The sequence below is a fragment of the Pseudonocardia sp. ZF1 genome (genome assembly GCF_056835605.1).
Window position 1 is genome coordinate 1 of the sequence record NZ_JAJNBY010000001.1, and the last position, 17,280, is coordinate 17,280.

At 72.8% G+C, this 17,280-nt stretch carries 14 protein-coding genes and 2 tRNA genes; 12 read left to right on the forward strand and 4 right to left on the reverse strand.

Annotated elements, in window-relative coordinates; genetic code table 11:
* The 11 genes from dnaA to ZF1_RS00055 all read left to right on the forward strand — a co-directional run.
* A partial coding sequence (gene dnaA / locus ZF1_RS00005) for a chromosomal replication initiator protein DnaA (protein WP_405420715.1) occupies positions 1-1,764 on the forward strand: 1,764 nt, incomplete at its 5' end.
* 1,042 nt (positions 1,765-2,806) lie between these two features.
* Complete coding sequence (gene dnaN, locus ZF1_RS00010; protein ID WP_482636173.1) at positions 2,807-3,961, forward strand: DNA polymerase III subunit beta; 1,155 nt, start codon at positions 2,807-2,809, stop codon at positions 3,959-3,961.
* Positions 3,962-4,078: 117 nt separating this feature from the next.
* Positions 4,079-5,023: a phosphogluconate dehydrogenase (NAD(+)-dependent, decarboxylating) gene (gnd, locus tag ZF1_RS00015; protein ID WP_208820455.1), complete on the forward strand. Its 945-nt coding sequence runs from the start codon at positions 4,079-4,081 to the stop codon at positions 5,021-5,023.
* Between the two features lie 36 nt (positions 5,024-5,059).
* Complete coding sequence (gene recF, locus ZF1_RS00020) at positions 5,060-6,247, forward strand: DNA replication/repair protein RecF (RefSeq protein WP_482636174.1); 1,188 nt, start codon at positions 5,060-5,062, stop codon at positions 6,245-6,247.
* 147 nt (positions 6,248-6,394) lie between these two features.
* A complete protein-coding gene (locus ZF1_RS00025; protein WP_482636175.1) occupies positions 6,395-7,021 on the forward strand; it encodes a DciA family protein in 627 nt (208 codons plus the stop codon).
* A 509-nt stretch (positions 7,022-7,530) separates the two neighbouring features.
* On the forward strand, positions 7,531-9,597 hold the full coding sequence (gene gyrB, locus ZF1_RS00030; RefSeq protein WP_482636176.1) for a DNA topoisomerase (ATP-hydrolyzing) subunit B: 2,067 nt from the start codon (positions 7,531-7,533) through the stop codon (positions 9,595-9,597).
* 49 nt (positions 9,598-9,646) lie between these two features.
* Positions 9,647-12,157 carry a DNA gyrase subunit A gene (gene gyrA, locus ZF1_RS00035; protein WP_476653222.1) on the forward strand — a complete coding sequence of 837 codons (2,511 nt, stop codon included), beginning with the start codon at positions 9,647-9,649 and terminating at the stop codon, positions 12,155-12,157.
* Positions 12,158-12,255: 98 nt separating this feature from the next.
* A complete protein-coding gene (locus tag ZF1_RS00040; protein WP_224401041.1) occupies positions 12,256-12,978 on the forward strand; it encodes a DUF3566 domain-containing protein in 723 nt (240 codons plus the stop codon).
* A gap of 95 nt (positions 12,979-13,073) precedes the next feature.
* Positions 13,074-13,147, forward strand: a tRNA-Ile gene (locus tag ZF1_RS00045).
* A 40-nt stretch (positions 13,148-13,187) separates the two neighbouring features.
* On the forward strand, positions 13,188-13,298 hold the full coding sequence (locus ZF1_RS00050) for a DLW-39 family protein (RefSeq protein ID WP_208820446.1): 111 nt from the start codon (positions 13,188-13,190) through the stop codon (positions 13,296-13,298).
* Positions 13,299-13,334: 36 nt separating this feature from the next.
* Positions 13,335-13,410, forward strand: a tRNA-Ala gene (locus ZF1_RS00055).
* A gap of 249 nt (positions 13,411-13,659) precedes the next feature.
* On the opposite strand, the gene ZF1_RS00060 is transcribed toward ZF1_RS00055, so the two are convergent.
* The 3 genes from ZF1_RS00060 to ZF1_RS00070 form a co-directional block, all read right to left on the reverse strand.
* Entirely contained in the window at positions 13,660-13,842 is a 183-nt protein-coding gene (locus ZF1_RS00060; protein ID WP_062399053.1) for a hypothetical protein, read from the reverse strand.
* Between the two features lie 155 nt (positions 13,843-13,997).
* On the reverse strand, positions 13,998-14,990 hold the full coding sequence (locus tag ZF1_RS00065) for an SDR family oxidoreductase (RefSeq protein ID WP_482636177.1): 993 nt from the start codon (positions 14,988-14,990) through the stop codon (positions 13,998-14,000).
* Positions 14,991-15,032: 42 nt separating this feature from the next.
* The gene (locus tag ZF1_RS00070) at positions 15,033-15,746 is read right to left on the reverse strand and encodes a DUF3159 domain-containing protein (RefSeq protein ID WP_482636178.1); all 714 of its coding nucleotides are present in this window, start codon (positions 15,744-15,746) and stop codon (positions 15,033-15,035) included.
* Positions 15,747-15,930: 184 nt separating this feature from the next.
* Between ZF1_RS00070 and ZF1_RS00075 the strand changes: the two genes are divergently transcribed.
* Positions 15,931-16,815 carry a helix-turn-helix transcriptional regulator gene (locus ZF1_RS00075; RefSeq protein ID WP_482636179.1) on the forward strand — a complete coding sequence of 295 codons (885 nt, stop codon included), beginning with the start codon at positions 15,931-15,933 and terminating at the stop codon, positions 16,813-16,815.
* Between the two features lie 18 nt (positions 16,816-16,833).
* Here the strand turns inward: ZF1_RS00075 and ZF1_RS00080 are convergent, their stop codons facing one another.
* On the reverse strand, positions 16,834-17,262 hold the full coding sequence (locus ZF1_RS00080; protein WP_346107712.1) for an SRPBCC family protein: 429 nt from the start codon (positions 17,260-17,262) through the stop codon (positions 16,834-16,836).
* Between the last annotated feature and the right edge of the window lie 18 nt (positions 17,263-17,280).

The following is a 17,280-nucleotide window of genomic DNA, read 5'->3' on the forward strand; positions in this document are numbered from 1 at the left end:
ATGACCGACCAGCCGGGCGATCTCGGCGCGGTCTGGAACCGGGTCATCGCCGATCTCTCCGGCGCGTCGGCCGAGTCCGGCACACCCGCCCTCTCCCCGCAGCAGCGCGCGTTCCTGCGCCTGACCCGTCCCCTCGGCCTGCTCGACGGCACCGCACTGCTCGCCGCGCCGAGCGAGTTCGCGAAGGACGCCATCGAGCGGATCCTGCGCAGGCCGATCAGCGACGCCCTCGGCCGCCACCTCGGTGTGGCGGTCAACCTCGCCGTCGTCGTCGACGCCTCCGCGGCGTCCGGCGGCACCGAGGTCCCCGACCCGCCCGGGTTCGGCATGCACCGCGGCGTCACCGCGGGGGACAGCGTCCGCGACACCGGCACCGGTGACCGGGCCGGCGACGACCCGGCCGCGTCGGCCGACGGGGACCACGACGCCCGTCCCGCACACGACCGCCCCGCGCGCGAGCACGCCCCCGCCGACGGCGCCGGCCCGGACACCGGGCCGCAGGCGGGCGTCGACGGCGGGTACGGCAACGGCTTCGCCGACGGGGCCCGCCGCGACGACGCCGGCCCATCGGGCATCGACCGCGGCTGGTCGGCCGAGCCGGCGCCGTCGTCGTCCGGGGGGTGGGCGCCGCAGCCCACCGGGCGCCCGGAGCCGGGCTCGCGCGAGGGCCAGACCTCGTGGCCGGCCTACACCGCGCCGCAGGCGGGCGACCCGGTCGCGCCGCGGTCGCAGACCCGGCTCAACGAGCGCTACACCTTCGACACCTTCGTCATCGGTGCCTCGAACCGGTTCAGCCACGCCGCCGCGGTCGCGGTGGCCGAGGCGCCGGCGCGGGCGTACAACCCGCTGTTCATCTGGGGCGAGTCCGGGCTGGGCAAGACCCACCTGCTGCACGCCGTCGGGCACTACGCCCAGCGGCTGTTCCCCGGGATGCGGGTCCGGTACGTCAGTACCGAGGAGTTCACGAACGACTTCATCAACTCCCTGCGCGACGACCGCAAGGTCGCCTTCCAGCGCCGCTACCGGGACGTCGACGTGCTGCTGGTCGACGACATCCAGTTCCTGGAGGGCAAGGAGGGGACGCAGGAGGAGTTCTTCCACACCTTCAACACCCTCCACAACGCGAACAAGCAGATCGTCGTCTCCTCCGACCGGCCGCCCAAGCGCCTCGAGACCCTCGAGGACAGGATGCGCACGCGGTTCGAGTGGGGTCTGATCACCGACATCCAGCCGCCCGAGCTGGAGACGCGGATCGCGATCCTGCGGAAGAAGGCCGCGCAGGACCGGCTCGCCGTCCCCGGTGAGGTCCTGGAGTTCATCGCGGAGCGGATCGAGCGCAACATCCGCGAGCTCGAGGGCGCGCTGATCCGGGTCACGGCGTTCGCGTCGCTGAACCGTCAGGCCGTCGACACCCAGCTCGCCGAGATCGTGCTGCGCGACCTGATCCCGGACTCCGCGGCCTCGGAGATCACCGCGCCGACGATCATGGCGGTCACCGCCGAGTTCTTCGGCCTCACGCTCGACGAGCTGTCCGGGCCCGGCAAGACGAAGGCGCTCGCCCAGGCCCGCCAGATCGCCATGTACCTGTGCCGCGAGCTGACCGACCTGTCGCTGCCGCGCATCGGGCAGACCTTCGGCGGCCGGGACCACACGACCGTCATGCACGCCGACAAGAAGATCCGCAACGAGATCTCGCTCCGGCGGAAGACCTTCGAACAGGTGCAGGAGCTGACCGCGCGGATCAAGCTGCGCGCCCGGCACTGACCTTCGCCGGTGGTCCGCCGAGGCGGGTTGTCCACCGGTCGCACCGCTTCTCCACAGCTCCGGCAGGCCCCACCGTGACCAGGCAGGACGCGTTCCCGGCGGTCACCGCGCGCACCGGGACCGATCCCGTGCAACCCACAGGGGCCACGGCCCCCAGATCGCCGCTGCGGCGCGTTGCGGGCCGTCCCCGGGTGATCGGCACCCCCCGCTGCCGCGGACGCCCGGGACGCCGGGACCGTCCGGCGTGGTGCCGATCGGGTCCGGCATGGCGTCACCCGCGTGTCGGTCCCACCACTCCCGTTCGTCGTCCGGTAGTGAGCACTCGGCGCTTCACCACTCGTCCCGGTGATCGCTTGCGCTCATTCGCCGGTCACGCTCCGTCGACAATCCTGTGACGGGTGGGACGTCTGTGGGTTCATCGTGCAACGCGGGAGTGCCGAACGGCGTGTGCCCGCCATCACCCTGGGTCCACGATCCACCACGTTTCCACCCACATCTGGGGACAACTCTGTGGATGGATCGTCGCAGCCCCGTGGACGGATCGCCCGGGATCCGTGGACAACTCTGTGGTGAACCCGGGATGAACCGGGGACGGATGGGGGTCGACGCCGTCGGTCCACCGCTCCACCGACCTGTCAACGGGTGCCCCCACCGCCGCATCCCCAGCCGACGCGGCCTGCTGACCAGCGGGGATGCGCTCCATCCACACTGTGCACAGGACTTAGTACTACGACGGTTTGTCTCTCTCTATCTCTTCTTCCCAAGAACACCTGTGTGGACCGACCCCCGGACGGGGTCACGGACGGGGACACCGAACGGGCACCGGGGTGGCGTGGAAACTGTCGGGGCGAGGCTCTACCGTGAGCGTCCCGGCGAACCCCGGCTTCCGATCCCGTTCCGGCCACTCCGCTCCGCAGCCCCTCCGGGCCACGGCGCCGGCCGGACCCGGAGGACGAACCGGCCCGCCGCCGCACCGCCGTCCCGTCGACGACCCGGCTCCGCGCCGTGGTCCGAGCCGGGCGCTACCGGGGAAGGTCTCCAGATGAAGTTCCGGGTCGAACGCGACGTCCTCGCGGACGCGGCCGCCTGGGTGGCGCGCAGCCTCCCGGCTCGTCCGCCGGTGCCCGTGCTCGGCGGGGTCCTCATCCAGTCCGACGGCGAGTCCGGCGAGAAGCTGACCGTCTCCGGCTTCGACTACGAGACCTCGGCGCGCGTCGAGCTCGACGCGACGGTCGGGGAGCCGGGCCGCACGCTCGTCTCCGGTCGGCTGCTGGCCGACATCACCCGCGCGCTCCCGTCCAAGCCGGTCGACCTGACCGTCGACGGCTCCCGCGCCACGATCAACTGCGGCAACTCCCGGTTCAGCCTCCCGACGATGCCGGTCGAGGACTACCCGCAGCTGCCCGACATGCCGCAGCGCGCCGGGTCGGTCGCCGCCGACGCGCTCGCCGCCGCCGTCGCCCAGGTCGCCGTCGCGTCCGGGCGGGACGACACGCTGCCGATGCTGACCGGTATCCGGCTCGAGATCGAGGGCTCGCAGCTGACGCTCGCGGCCACCGACCGGTTCCGGCTCGCCGTCCGCGAGCTCGAGTGGTCCCCGGAGGACGCCTCGATCTCGACCGCGGTGCTGATCCCGGCCAAGACCCTGGCCGAGGTCGCCAAGACCCTCGCCGGGTCCGGCACCGTGGAGATCGCGCTGTCGGCCGGGGACGGGATGCTCGGGCTCACCGGTGGCGGCCGCCGCTCCACCAGCCGGCTGCTCGACGCCGAGTTCCCCCGCTTCCGCCAGCTGATCCCGGCCGAGCACACCACCGCGGTCGAGATCGACGTGGCGCTGCTGGTCGAGGCGATCAAGCGTGTCTCGCTCGTCGCGGACCGGGTCGCCCAGATCCGGATGGAGTTCGGCGAGGACGGGCTGCGCCTGGCCGCCGGCGGCGACGACGTCGGGTCCGCCGAGGAGGAGCTGCCCTGCGCGCTCGACGGCAGCCCGCTGACGATCGCGTTCAACCCGGGCTACCTGCTCGACGCCCTCGGCGCGCTGCACACCGACCGCGCCCAGCTGACGTTCACCACGCCGAACCGGCCCGCGCTGGTCCGCCCGGTGCCCAAGCCCGCCACCGACGACGCCGGCGAGGCGCCGTCGCCGGAGAAGTCCGGCTACCTGCACCTGCTGATGCCGGTGCGGCTGCCCGGCTGACCCCCCGCCGGGCGGGTGTCCCGGCGAGGGGGAAGACTCGTCCGCGGTGTGATCGACGAGGGCCACCGGGTGCCCTGCGGGCATGCCGGCGGCACGGACGCGAAGGGGGCCACTGCCGTGCAGATCGGCATGATCGGACTCGGCCGCATGGGCGGCAACATGCGGGAGCGGCTGCGGGCCGCCGGGCACGAGGTGGTCGGCTACGACCCCCGCCCGGAGGTCAGCGACGTGGCCTCGCTCGCGGAGCTCGCGGGCGCACTGGCCGCGCCGCGCGTCGTGTGGGTCATGGTGCCCTCCGGCGAGCCGACCCGGAACACCGTCGCCACGCTGGCGACCACGCTGGATCCCGGTGACCTGGTCATCGACGGCGGCAACTCCCGCTACACCGACGACCAGCCCAACGCCGCGCTGCTCGACGCGCACGGCATCGGCTACGTCGACTGCGGCGTCTCCGGCGGGATCTGGGGCAAGGACAACGGCTACGGCCTGATGGCGGGCGGCGAGCCCGAGCACATCGAGCGCGCCATGCCGATCTTCGACGCGCTGCGTCCCGAGGGCGTGCGCGAGGAGGGGTTCGCGCACGCCGGGCCGGTGGGCGCGGGCCACTTCGCGAAGATGGTCCACAACGGCATCGAGTACGGCCTCATGCAGGCCTACGCCGAGGGCTTCGAGCTGATGGAGGCCAGCGAGCTGATCACCGACGTGCCCGGGGTGATCCAGGCCTGGTCGCGCGGCACCGTCGTCCGTTCCTGGCTGCTCGACCTGCTGGTCGACGCGCTGAAGGAGGACCCCCGTCTCGACCAGCTCGAGGGCTGGGTGGACGACTCCGGCGAGGGCCGCTGGACGATCGAGGAGGCCATCGCGCACGCGGTGCCGCTGCCGGTCATCTCCGCGGCGCTGTTCGCCCGGTTCTCCTCCCGGCAGGCCGAGTCGCCCGCGATGAAGGCCGTCGCCGCGCTGCGCCAGCAGTTCGGTGGGCACGCGGTGAAGAAGTCCGGGCCGGCCGGTGCCCCGGGCGACAAGGCGGGACCGTCGTCCGGCGGCGGTTCGACGCAGCAGTGACCCGGCGCCGAGCCGGACGGGAAGGGTGACCAGGCGGTGTACCTCAGGCGGTTCTCGGTCACCGACTTCCGGTCCTGGCCGGAGGCCGAGCTGGAGCTCGACCCCGGCGTGACCGTGCTGGTCGGGTCCAACGGCGTCGGAAAGACCAACCTGGTCGAGGGGATCGGCTACCTCGCCACCCTCGGCTCGCACCGGGTCTCCTCCGACGCGCCGCTGATCCGGCGCGGGGCCGAGCAGGCCGTCGTCCGCGGCGAGGTGCACCACCACGGCCGGAAGCTCGGCGTCGAGCTGGAGATCAACAACGGCAAGCAGAACCGGGCGCGGGTCAACCGCTCACCGGTCTCGCGGCCGCGCGACGTCCTGGGGATCCTGCGCAGCGTGCTGTTCGCGCCGGAGGACCTGGCGCTGGTGCGGGGCGACCCGTCGGAGCGCCGGCGTTTCCTCGACGAGCTGCTCGTCGCGCGGTTCCCGCGCTACGCCGGCGTCCGCGCCGACTACGACAAGGTCCTGCGCCAGCGCTCGGCCCTGCTGAAGTCCGCGAAGCCGGCACTGCGCGGGGCCCGTGGCCGGTCCCGGGCGCCGGTGGCCGCGGACCCGGAGCTGCCCGACGACCTGGCGACGCTGGAGGTCTGGGACGGGCATCTCGCCCGTACCGGCGCGGCGCTGCTGGCCGGGCGGCGCGAGCTCGTCGTCGCGCTGGCGCCCTACGCCCGCGAGGCGTTCGCGGCGATCGCGCCGTCGTCGGACCCGATCGGCCTGGACTACCGGTCCAGCCTCGGGACGGCGGGGGTCGCGGAGCTGCCGTCGTCGACCGGGGACCTGGAGTCGCTGCTGCTGGACCGGCTGGCCGAGGTGCGGTCCCAGGAGGTCGAACGCGGGGTCTGCCTGGTCGGCCCGCACCGCGACGAGCTGGACCTCGCCCTGGGCGAGGGACCGGCGAAGGGCTACGCCAGCCACGGCGAGTCCTGGGCGTTCGCGCTGGCGCTGCGGCTGGCGTCCTACCGCCTGCTGCACGCCGACGACGTCGAGCCGGTCCTCGTGCTGGACGACGTCTTCGCCGAGCTGGACTCGGCCCGCCGACGCGCGCTGGCCGGCCTGGTGGCCGACGCGGAGCAGGTCCTGGTGACCGCCGCGGTGGCCGAGGACGTGCCCGCGGAGCTCGACGGGGTCCGGTTCGCCGTCGGCGACCGGAGGGTGAGCCGCGACGGCGAGGTGCCCGCGTGATCGCCCCGGCAGGTCTCGAACGTGTCACGGCATTCTGGGGACAAGGCTGTGGATACTGTGGATAACTCAGGAGCACCGGGGGACGGACGCCGTTCCGGAACCGGAAACCGGAGGACAGGACGCCGGGGACTGGGCACCGACGGCGCCGTGCCTGGGGACGGACGCGACACCGGTCCCGGTCACGACGCGGTCACGGGCGGGGACGTCCCGGGCGGCGGTGTCCCGGGGGAGCAGGGCGACCTGCTCGCCGGCGACCGCGCGAACCTGCGCGGGGCCGACCTCGCGCGCGAGGCGCTGCGCGCGGCCCGCGAGGCGTCGGCCCGCAAGGCCGAGGAGCGGGCGCAGGCCGACCGGCCCAAGCTGCGCGTGGTCTCCGGACGGGGGCGTCGTCGTCGCTGGTCGGGGGCGGGGCCCGACGACCGGGACCCGCAGCCGTTCGGACGTCTGGTGTCGCGGGTGTCGGTGGACCGCGGCTGGTCGAACCGGCTGACCGACGCGACCGTCCTCGGCCGGTGGCCGCAGCTGGTCGGGCCGGACGTCGCCGACCACTGCACACCGGTCTCGCTGCGCGACGGCGAGCTGACCCTGCAGGCCGAGTCCACGGCGTGGGCCACCCAGCTGCGGACCCTGCAGCGTCAGCTGCTGACCCGGCTCGCCGCCGCGGTCGGGCCGGACGTCGTGCGCCGGATCCGGGTCGTCGGGCCGAGCGGGCCGAGCTGGCGGCACGGTCCGCGGCACGTCCGCGGCCGCGGCCCCCGCGACACCTACGGCTGATCCGCGCCCTGCCGCCCGCTCCGCCCGGTCACCGCCCCGGCGTGCTCCCAGGGGAACCCTCGTAGCGCTCTAAGCCACGAAAGTTCCCCTGGGAGCATCGGGCAGGGGAGTGGGTGCCGCCGAACGGGTGGTGGGCGCCGGGGTGCACGTGTAGGCGCGTCACGTCGCCCCGGGGGCCGCGGAGGGCCGGATCGGGTGAGGAGCCGCACCCCACCGGCCCGGTGCCTCTCGTCGGCGGTGAGCGCGGGATGACACGGCCGCCGGTCCGCTCGACCCCGCAGGGGCACGTCCGATCCCGCACCGGACGCCGTTCGCCCGTCTGTGGCGCTTCTGGGTGGGTCCTTCCCGTCTTTCCGTCGGTCCCGACGGGTAGGATCGACAGGTGTTTCCCGGGTGGCTCCCCAAAGACATGACCAGAGCGCCCGGTCGGTGGAACCGTTCCGTCGTCGTCGCACCGGTGGTGCGCGCGTCGCGCGGGCGGTTCACGTGGCGAGGAGAAGCAGCTACCCGTGGCTTCCGACAAGGCAGCGAACAACGCCTACGGCGCGTCGTCCATCACGGTCCTCAAGGGCCTGGAGGCGGTCCGCAAGCGGCCCGGCATGTACATCGGCTCGACCGGTGAGCGGGGCCTGCACCACCTGATCTGGGAGGTGGTGGACAACTCGGTCGACGAGGCGATGGCCGGTCACGCCACGAAGGTCGTCGTGACCCTGCAGTCCGACGGCGGCATCCGCGTCGAGGACGACGGCCGCGGCATCCCCGTCGAGATGCACCCGGTGGAGAAGAAGCCGACCCTCGAGGTCGTCCTCACCAGCCTGCACGCCGGCGGCAAGTTCGACGACAAGTCCTACGCCGTGTCCGGTGGTCTGCACGGTGTCGGCGTCTCGGTCGTGAACGCGCTGTCCACCGCGCTCGACGTCGAGGTCCGCCGCGACGGCCAGATCTGGCGCCAGCACTACGAGTACGCCGTGCCCGGCGAGCTCGTCGAGGCCGGCACCACGAAGAAGGCCGACACCGGCACCACGATCACCTACTGGGCCGACCCGAAGATCTTCGAGACGACCAGCTACACGCTGGAGACGATCCGTCGCCGGCTGCAGGAGCAGACGTTCCTGAACAAGGGCCTCACCATGGTCCTGCGCGACGAGCGGCGGCCGGAGAAGCCGGCGGGTGTCCCGTCGTCGGACGCGGTGGACTCCGACGGCAACCCGATCGAGGCGCCCGTCCCGGAGGTCGACGCGGACGACGAGCCCGACGCCGAGGGCTACGTGGCCAAGCCCAAGGAGTACGTCTTCCACTACCCGAACGGGCTGGAGGACTTCGTCGCGCACCTGAACAAGTCGAAGGACCCGATCCACCGCAAGATCGTCAGCTACACCGGCGAGGGCCCCGGCCACCAGGTCGAGGTCGCGATGCAGTGGAACTCGGGCTACTCCGAGTCGGTCTACACCTTCGCGAACACGATCAACACGCACGAGGGCGGCACCCACGAGGAGGGATTCCGCCACGCGCTGACCGCGACGGTCAACAAGTACGCGCGCGACAAGAAGCTCATCAAGGAGAAGGACCCGGCGCTGTCCGGCGACGACATCCGCGAGGGCCTCGCCGCGATCGTCTCGGTCAAGGTCTCGGAGCCGCAGTTCGAGGGCCAGACCAAGACCAAGCTCGGCAACACCGAGGTCAAGTCGTTCGTCCAGCGCGTGTCGAACGAGTGGCTCGCCGACTGGTTCGAGCGCAACCCCACCGAGGCGAAGACGATCGTCACCAAGGCGGTCTCCTCGGCCCAGGCCCGTCTGGCCGCGCGCCGTGCCCGCGAGCTCGTGCGCCGCAAGAGCGCCGGCGACATCGGCGGCCTGCCCGGCAAGCTGTCGGACTGCCGCTCGCGCGACCCGGAGAGCTGCGAGCTCTACATCGTCGAGGGTGACTCCGCGGGCGGCTCGGCGAAGGCCGGCCGCGACTCGATGCACCAGGCGATCCTGCCCATCCGCGGCAAGATCATCAACGTCGAGAAGGCCCGGATCGACCGCGTCCTCAAGAACACCGAGGTCCAGTCGATCATCACCGCGATGGGCACCGGCATCCACGACGACTTCGATCTGGCCAAGCTGCGGTACCACAAGCTGGTGCTGATGGCCGACGCCGACGTCGACGGCCAGCACATCCGGACGCTCCTGCTCACGCTGCTGTTCCGCTTCATGCGCCCGCTGATCGAGAACGGGCACGTGTTCCTGGCGCAGCCGCCGCTGTACAAGCTCAAGTGGTCCGGTCGCGGGGCCGAGCCGGAGTACGCCTACTCCGACCGCGAGCGCGACGGCCTGATCGAGGCCGGCCGGGCCGCGGGCAAGAAGCTCCCCAAGGACCAGGGCGTGCAGCGCTACAAGGGTCTCGGCGAGATGGACGCCAAGGAGCTGTGGGAGACCACGATGGACCCGACGAACCGGCTGCTGCTGCAGGTGAGCCTGGACGACGCCGCCACCGCCGACGAGCTGTTCTCGGTGCTGATGGGTGAGGACGTCGAATCCCGCCGGTCCTTCATCACCCGCAACGCCAAGGACGTGCGCTTCCTGGACGTCTGATCCACACATCTGATCCAGACGCACGTATGAACACGCACGAGGAGACTTCGTGACGGACACGATCGACCCCGCCGCCCCCGCGGCAGGCGGCGGAGAGGGTGGGGGCCGGGTCGAACCGGTCGACATCCAGCAGGAGATGCAGCGCTCGTACATCGACTACGCGATGAGCGTGATCGTCGGGCGGGCGCTGCCGCTGGTGGAGGACGGTCTCAAGCCGGTCCACCGCCGCGTCCTCTACTCGATGGGGGAGAACGGCTTCCGGCCCGACCGCGCCCCGGTCAAGTGCGCCCGCGTCGTCGGCGACGTCATGGGCAACTACCACCCGCACGGCGACTCGGCGATCTACGACGCCCTCGTGCGGCTGGCCCAGCCCTGGTCGATGCGCTACCCGCTGATCCAGGGGCAGGGCAACTTCGGCTCGCGCGGCAACGACCCGGCCGCGGCCATGCGGTACACCGAGTGCCGGCTCTCGCCGCTGGCGATGGCGATGCTCCAGGACATCGACGAGGAGACCGTCGACTACCTGGACAACTACGACGGCAAGACCCAGGAACCGGTCGTCCTGCCGTCGCGGGTGCCTAACCTGCTCATCAACGGCAGCTCCGGCATCGCGGTCGGCATGGCGACGAACATCCCGCCGCACAACCTGCGCGAGGTCGGCGCCGGCGTCGCCTGGTGCCTGGAGAACCCCGACGCCACCGACGACGAGCTGCTCGAAGCGGTCATGGAGCGCATCAAGGGGCCGGACTTCCCGACCCACGGCCTCATCGTCGGGCGCGACGGCATCGAGTCCGCCTACCGGACCGGGCGCGGCTCGGTCCGGATGCGGGCCGTCGTCGAGGTCGAGGAGGACGCCAAGGGCCGCACCACCCTGGTGGTCACCGAGCTGCCCTACATGGTCAACCCGGACAACCTGATCGAGTCGATCGCGGGCATGGTCCGCGACGGCAAGATCGCCGGGATCTCCGAGATCGTCGACGAGTCCTCGGACCGCATCGGCATGCGGATCGTCGTCACGCTCAAGCGCGACGCCGTCGCCAAGGTCGTCCTGAACAACCTGTACAAGCACACCCAGCTGCAGCACAGCTTCGGTGTGAACATGCTGTCGATCGTCGACGGCGTCCCGCGCACGCTGCGCCTCGACCAGATGATCCGGCACTACGTCCGGCACCAGATCGAGGTCATCGTCCGGCGGACCCGCTACCGGCTCCGCAAGGCCGAGGAGCGGGCCCACATCCTGCGTGGTCTGGTCAAGGCGCTGGACGCGCTCGACGAGGTCATCGCCCTGATCCGGGCGTCGGCCACGGTCGACGTCGCCCGGGCCGGCCTGATCGACCTGCTCGACGTCGACGACATCCAGGCCCAGGCCATCCTGGACATGCAGCTGCGTCGCCTCGCCGCGCTGGAGCGCCAGAAGATCATCGACGAGCTCGCCGAGATCGAGCGCGAGATCGCGGACTACCAGGACATCCTGGCCCGTCCGGAGCGCCAGCGGCAGATCGTCCGCGACGAGCTCGCCGAGCTGGTCGAGGCCCACGGCGACGACCGCCGCACCCGGATCGTCGGCTACGACGGCGACGTCACCGACGAGGACCTGATCGCGGTCGAGGACGTCGTCGTCACGATCACCCGCACCGGCTACGCCAAGCGCACGAAGACCGACCTGTACCGCGCCCAGAAGCGCGGCGGGAAGGGCGTGCAGGGGGCGCAGCTGAAGCAGGACGACATCGTCAACCACTTCTTCGTGTGCTCCACGCACGACTGGATGCTGTTCTTCACCAACCGCGGGCGGGTCTACCGGCTCAAGGCCTACGAGCTGCCCGAGGCCAACCGCACCGCGCGCGGCCAGCACCTGGCGAACCTCCTGGCCCTGCAGCCGGAGGAGGAGATCGCCCAGGTCATGCAGATCAAGGACTACTCGGCGCGGCCGTACCTGGTCCTGGCCACCCGCAACGGCCTGGTGAAGAAGTCGCGCCTGACCGACTTCGACTCCAACCGGGCCGGCGGCCTCATCGGCATCAACCTGCGCGACGACGACGAGCTGGTCGGCGCCGTCCTCTGTTCGGGTGATGACGATCTGCTCCTCGTGTCCGCCGAGGGCCAGTCCATCCGGTTCACCGCGTCCGACGACGCGCTGCGCCCGATGGGCCGCGCCACCTCCGGTGTGCTGGGGATGCGGTTCAACGAGGGCGACAAGCTGCTGGCCCTCGGCGTGATCCGTTCCGACACCTACCTGCTCGTCGCCACCACCGGTGGCTACGCGAAGCGCACCCCGATCGAGGACTACCCCGTTCAGGGCCGTGGCGGGAAGGGAGTGTTGACCCTCCAGTACGACCGTCGGCGTGGCACGCTGGTCGGTGCGCTCATCGTCGGTATCGACGACGAGCTGTACGCGATCACCTCCACCGGCGGGGTCATCCGGACCTCCGCCCGCGAGGTGCGGAAGGCCGGCCGGCAGACGAAGGGAGTCCGCCTGATGAACCTGGGCGAGAGCTCCACGCTGCTGGCCGTCGCCCGCAACGCGGAGGAGACCGAGGAGGACCCGGGCCAGCAGGCGTAGTGCACGTCGGGTGGCCGGCCCCGCGGGGCCGGCCACCCGGCACACGCCGTGGGACCGGGGCAGTACCGAGCGACGACCAGCGAGGAGAGCTCCCACTCGTGAGCACCGACGACCGCACCCCGTCGCAGGACGAGGCCCGCACCGTCGCCACCGACGCCGACCACGACCCGTCGACGACGGCGGCCCCGGCCGACCACGTCCCCGGCCCGCGCGACGACGCCGAGCCCGCGGCCGACCCGGCCGCGGCCTCGCCGCCCCCGTGGCGCCGGGTGCCCGACACCCACGACGACCGCGACGGCGGCTCGGTCGCGGACTCGCTGCTGAGCGAGGCCCCGACCGCGTTCATGACCGCCCCCGGCGCCGGTGCGGCCGGCGCGACGACCGCCGTCCGCGACCCGGAGCAGCGCGAGAACGGCACGGCCCCGGCGGACACGCCGCGCGCCTCGGTCCGCAACCGGCCCCCGCGCCAGGCGCTGCTGCAGCTCAAGCGGCTCGACCCGTGGTCGGTGCTGAAGATGGCCCTGGCGCTGGCCGTCGTGCTATGGCTGGTGTGGATGGTCGCCGCGGGCGTCCTCTACGGCGTGCTCGGCGGCATGGGCGTCTGGGACCGGCTCAACGGCACCTACGCCGACCTGGTCACCTCGCAGCAGGAGACCGGGGGCTCGCTGATCAGCGTCGGACGGGTCTTCGGGCTCGCCGCCGTCGTCGGCGCGGTGAACAGCCTGCTGTTCGCGGTGGCCATCACCGTGGTCGCGTTCGTCTACAACGTGGCCGCCGACCTGGTCGGCGGCATCGAGGTCACGCTCTCCGAGCGGGACTGACCGGAGCGTCGTCTCGCACCCCGCACGGGGCCGGGTGGAGGGGGACCCCCTCGTAACCCACCCGACCCCGTGCGGTAGTGTTTCTCCTGTTGCACGGGCCTATAGCTCAGTTGGTTAGAGCGCATCGCTGATAACGATGAGGTCGCTGGTTCAAATCCAGCTAGGCCCACACCTTCCCCCTCCGACAGTCACTCGCGAGGAGACCTCCGATGAAGAAGCTGTTCGTGCTGGCCGTCGCCGCCGGTGCTGCGTACTTCGGCTGGTCCCGCTTCCGCGGCGTCGGGTCCGACGACCTGTGGCACGAGGCCACCACCCGCTGACTCCGCTTCCCGGGGTACCGTGATCGGGACCCACCAGGGGACATAGCTCAATTGGCAGAGCACCGCCTTTGCAAGGCGGGGGTTAGGGGTTCGATTCCCCTTGTCTCCACCAGCTGATACGCACTTCTCGCCGGTGTCCGTGGTCGGGGCGACCCGCCGGACGGCCCGACCGCCACTGTGACGCAGTCGTGGCGGTGTCCCGGTGGGCGACCACCCACCACCTGCGGTTCTCCCGGGTGCCCAGCTGTTCCACGTGGAACACGCCGCTCCGGCGCAGGCCCCGTGCCGGTGGCTGCGGGCCGTGGCGCGGACGGGCCGACCGACTCCGCGAGCCGACCGACCCACCCGTCGTCCGGCCTGCTCAGCCGTCCTCGCGCAGCGGGCCGCCGGCACCCGTCTGCTCCCGCTCGCGCTGCGCGCGGCGCTCCAGCTCCTCGTCGTCCGGCGGGTGCGGAGCCTTGGCGTGCTCACGGTGGTCGGGCGTCGCGCCCTCCTCCGGGTCGATGACCTCGTCCAGGCCCCGTCGGCGTTCGTGGTTGCTCATGTCCTGTGTCGTGCCCGTTCGCGGCCGATCCATGCGCGCTCCGGCACCCCGGCAGCGAGCCGAGCACCCGGGACGGTGCTGACGAGTGGGAGGGCGAGGTCGGTCGCGGCGTCGAGGAGTGGTGGCGGCCCGCCGCCGGGGCCCGACCCCCGTGCTCACCGGGCGTCGCGGTGCAGGACGACCGTGTCCTCGGTCGCGACGGTGTCCCCACCGTCGAACGAGACCCCGGTGAGCTCCTGCGAGACGCGCCAGATGCGCTCGGCGTCGTCGGTGCCGCGCAGGGGCCGGTAGAGGCCCAGCTCGGTGGGCGCACCGCCCAGACCCCCGAAACCGTCGGGCCCGTAGAACCGCCCACCGTGTGCGTCCGGGGAGGTCGCGGCGTACAGCGCGGGCAGCCCGGCGCTCTGCGCGGTCCCGACGAGGATGCCGCGGGCCGAGAGCGCGCCGATCACCCGTCGTCCCCGCGCGGGCTGCTCGCGACCGACCTCGGCGCGCGCGGCGAGCAGGCTGGTCGGGGCGATCCCGGGGTGGGACACGTTGCTGGTGATGCCCCAGCGCCCGGCGCGGCTGCGGCGGTCGAGCTCGAGGGCGAACAGCCCGAACGCGATCTTCGACCGGGCGTAGGCGGCCATGCCGTTGCCGTAGCCGACCTGCGCCTGGAGGTCGTCCCAGGCGATCCGGCCGCGGCGGGCGGCGACGCTGAGCTGGGAGGTCACCCGTGCCCGGCCGGCGCGCAGCAGCGGGAGCAGGTGCGCGACGAGGGCCACGTGACCGAGGTGGTTGGTGCCGAACTGCAGCTCGAAGCCGTCGACGGTCGTCGCCCGCCGGGGCGGGGTCATGACGCCGGCGTTGTTGACCAGGATGTGGATCGGGCGGCCCTCGCCCCGCAGCATGACGCCGAGCGCGGCGACGGAGTCCAGCGACGACAGGTCCAGCTCGCGCAGGGACACGGTCGCGCCGGGGGTGCGGGTGCGGATCGCGTCGACCGCCGCCTCGCCCTTGCGCCGGTTGCGGACGGGCAGCACGATCTCGGCTCCTGCGGCGGCGAGCCGGGTGGCGATACCGAGCCCGATGCCGTCGCTGGCGCCGGTGACGACGGCGAGCCGACCGGTGAGGTCGCCGATGGTGATGTCGCGGGTGCGGGACATGCTGTCTCCCTGGTGGGTGCGGTGCTCGAGGTCGGGCGGTGGTCAGGCGGCGGTGGCGACGTGGGGACCGATCGCGCGGCGGGCGGCGACGAGGGTGCCCGCGGCGAGTACGGCGAAGGCCGGTACGGCGGCGACGCCGAGCGCGGCCAGGACGGCGGGCCGGTCCGCGAGGTAGGCCACGGCGCGCAGGGTGAGGTTGAGCGCGTGGAGCACGACGCCGGCCAGCGTGCTGACGGTGTAGACGCGCATCAGCCGGGGGTGCCCACGCCAGTCCTCGGGGCCGCCGACCAGCCGGTTGAACAGGGCCCCGGTCACCGGGCGGCGGACGAGGACCGAGCCGAGGAACAGCACGCCGAGTGCGGCCGGGATCAGGGTGGGGAGCAGGAAGAACGCCCGGGCCTCGCCGGAGAACGCGGCGGCGGCGGCGCACACGCCGGCCACCGCCAGACCGACGACGGCGGCCCGCAGCGACTCCCGGCGGGCCAGGCGCACCCCGAACGTCACCGGCGCGGCGACGGCGAGCGCGATGAACGCCCAGGTCAGCCCGCCCGCCGCGTCGGCCGCCACGAAGGCGACCGCGGGCGCGGCGGCGAGGAGGATCCCGACGGCGCCGCCGGAGCGGTCCAGGCTGGTCCGCATCGCCGCGGAGAGCGTGGCGGCACCCGCGGCCCGGGCCGGCTCGCCGGTGCGGTGCTCCTCCGGGCGGCCCGGCGGCACGGTGGTGGTCGGGTCGAGCGGGAAGAGTTCGTTCGGCACGCTGGGCTCCTCGGGTCGGTGGCCGTGTGCCGACCACGTTCGCCCCACCGCCGGCCCGCAACCACGGCCTCCCGATCCACCCTTGGGCCGTGCGGCCCCGACCGGGTGGGGCGGATCGACGGTCCGTGGCTCCGCGCCGTGTGTCCCGGTAGGAACGGACGGAGGCGACCGAGAGGCGGTACGGATGATCGACCGGGTGGGTCTGGCCCAGTTCCTGCGGCGGCGCCGTGAGGTACTGCAACCGGAGGACGTGGGGCTGCCGCGGGGGCGGCGCCGTCGTACCAGCGGACTGCGCCGCGAGGAGGCCGCGGCGCTGTGCCACATGTCGACCGACTACTACGCGCGCCTCGAACGGGAGCGTGGCCCGCGGCCGTCGGAGCAGATGATCGCCGCGATCGCCCAGGGGCTGCACCTCTCGCTCGACGAGCGCGACCACCTGTTCCGCCTCGCCGGGCAGCATCCGCCGGCCCGGGGCGCGACCAGCGACCACATCGGTCCCGGCCTGCTGCGCATCCTCGACCGCCTCGTCGACACACCCGCCGAGATCGTCACCGAGCTCGGCGAGACGCTGCGCCAGACCTCACTGGGGGTCGCGTTGACCGGCGACACCACCGGGTTCACCGGCCCGTCGCGGAGCATCGGCTACCGCTGGTTCACCGACCCCGGCGCCCGTCTGCTCCACCCGCAGGAGGACCACGCGTTCCTGTCGCGCCGCTACGTCTCGAGCCTGCGGGCGGTCGCGGCCCGGCGCGGGCCGGGGTCCCGCGCGGCCCACCTCGCCGATCTCCTGTACCCGGAGAACGAGGAGTTCCGCGCGCTGTGGGACTCCCACGAGGTCGGCGTCCGGACCGACGACGTCAAACGCCTCCTCCACCCCGAGGTCGGCCCACTGGAGCTGCACTGCCAGACGCTGCTCGACCCCGACCAGTCCCACCTGCTGCTGGTCTACACCGCCGTCCCGGGCAGCGAGACCCACGAGAAGCTGCAGCTGCTCTCGGTCATCGGGGCACCGTCCGCCGCCTGGTACCGCCACGGCGAGCCGGTCGGCCCGCGGCCGGACGAGACCTGACCCGGGCAGGACGGCCGGTCAGCGCGGACCGGCGCCGACCCCGCGGACGAGGCCGGACAGCAGCACCTTCGACAGTCCCTTCGCGAGCAGCGCCTCGCCCGCCGGCAGCCGCTTGTCGGCCTCGACCGCGTAGGTGATCTCGGTACCGGTGCCGACCGGGCGCAGCGTGACCTCGCCGCGGTAGTTCTTCAGCGGCACACCGGCCAGCGCGCGGTACCCGAGGCGTCGCCCCGGCTCGAACGCGGTGACCTCCTCGACGATCGGACCGGGCGAGCCGATGCCGACCTTGCGGACGGTGCCGACACCGTTGGGCTCCGGCGTCCCGGCCCGCGTCACGGCCACCTTCAGGCCCGGCGCCCACGCCGACATGCCCTCGTGGTCGGACAGCACCGACCACACCGTCTCGGGCGTCGCGGACACGGTGCGGACGGACGTCGCTCTGATCATGTGCGGAACTTACTGACG

What these genes read in the sequence shown, in the direction of transcription:
- dnaN (WP_482636173.1), top strand. Translation starts at nt 2,807, where the DNA reads ATGAAGTTCCGGGTCGAACGCGACGTCCTCGCGGACGCGGCCGCCTGG.
- ZF1_RS00050 (WP_208820446.1), top strand. Translation starts at nt 13,188, where the DNA reads ATGAAGAAGCTGTTCGTGCTGGCCGTCGCCGCCGGTGCTGCGTACTTC.
- ZF1_RS00060 (WP_062399053.1), bottom strand. Translation starts at nt 13,842, where the DNA reads ATGAGCAACCACGAACGCCGACGGGGCCTGGACGAGGTCATCGACCCG.
- ZF1_RS00065 (WP_482636177.1), bottom strand. Translation starts at nt 14,990, where the DNA reads ATGTCCCGCACCCGCGACATCACCATCGGCGACCTCACCGGTCGGCTC.
- ZF1_RS00075 (WP_482636179.1), top strand. Translation starts at nt 15,931, where the DNA reads ATGATCGACCGGGTGGGTCTGGCCCAGTTCCTGCGGCGGCGCCGTGAG.
- ZF1_RS00080 (WP_346107712.1), bottom strand. Translation starts at nt 17,262, where the DNA reads ATGATCAGAGCGACGTCCGTCCGCACCGTGTCCGCGACGCCCGAGACG.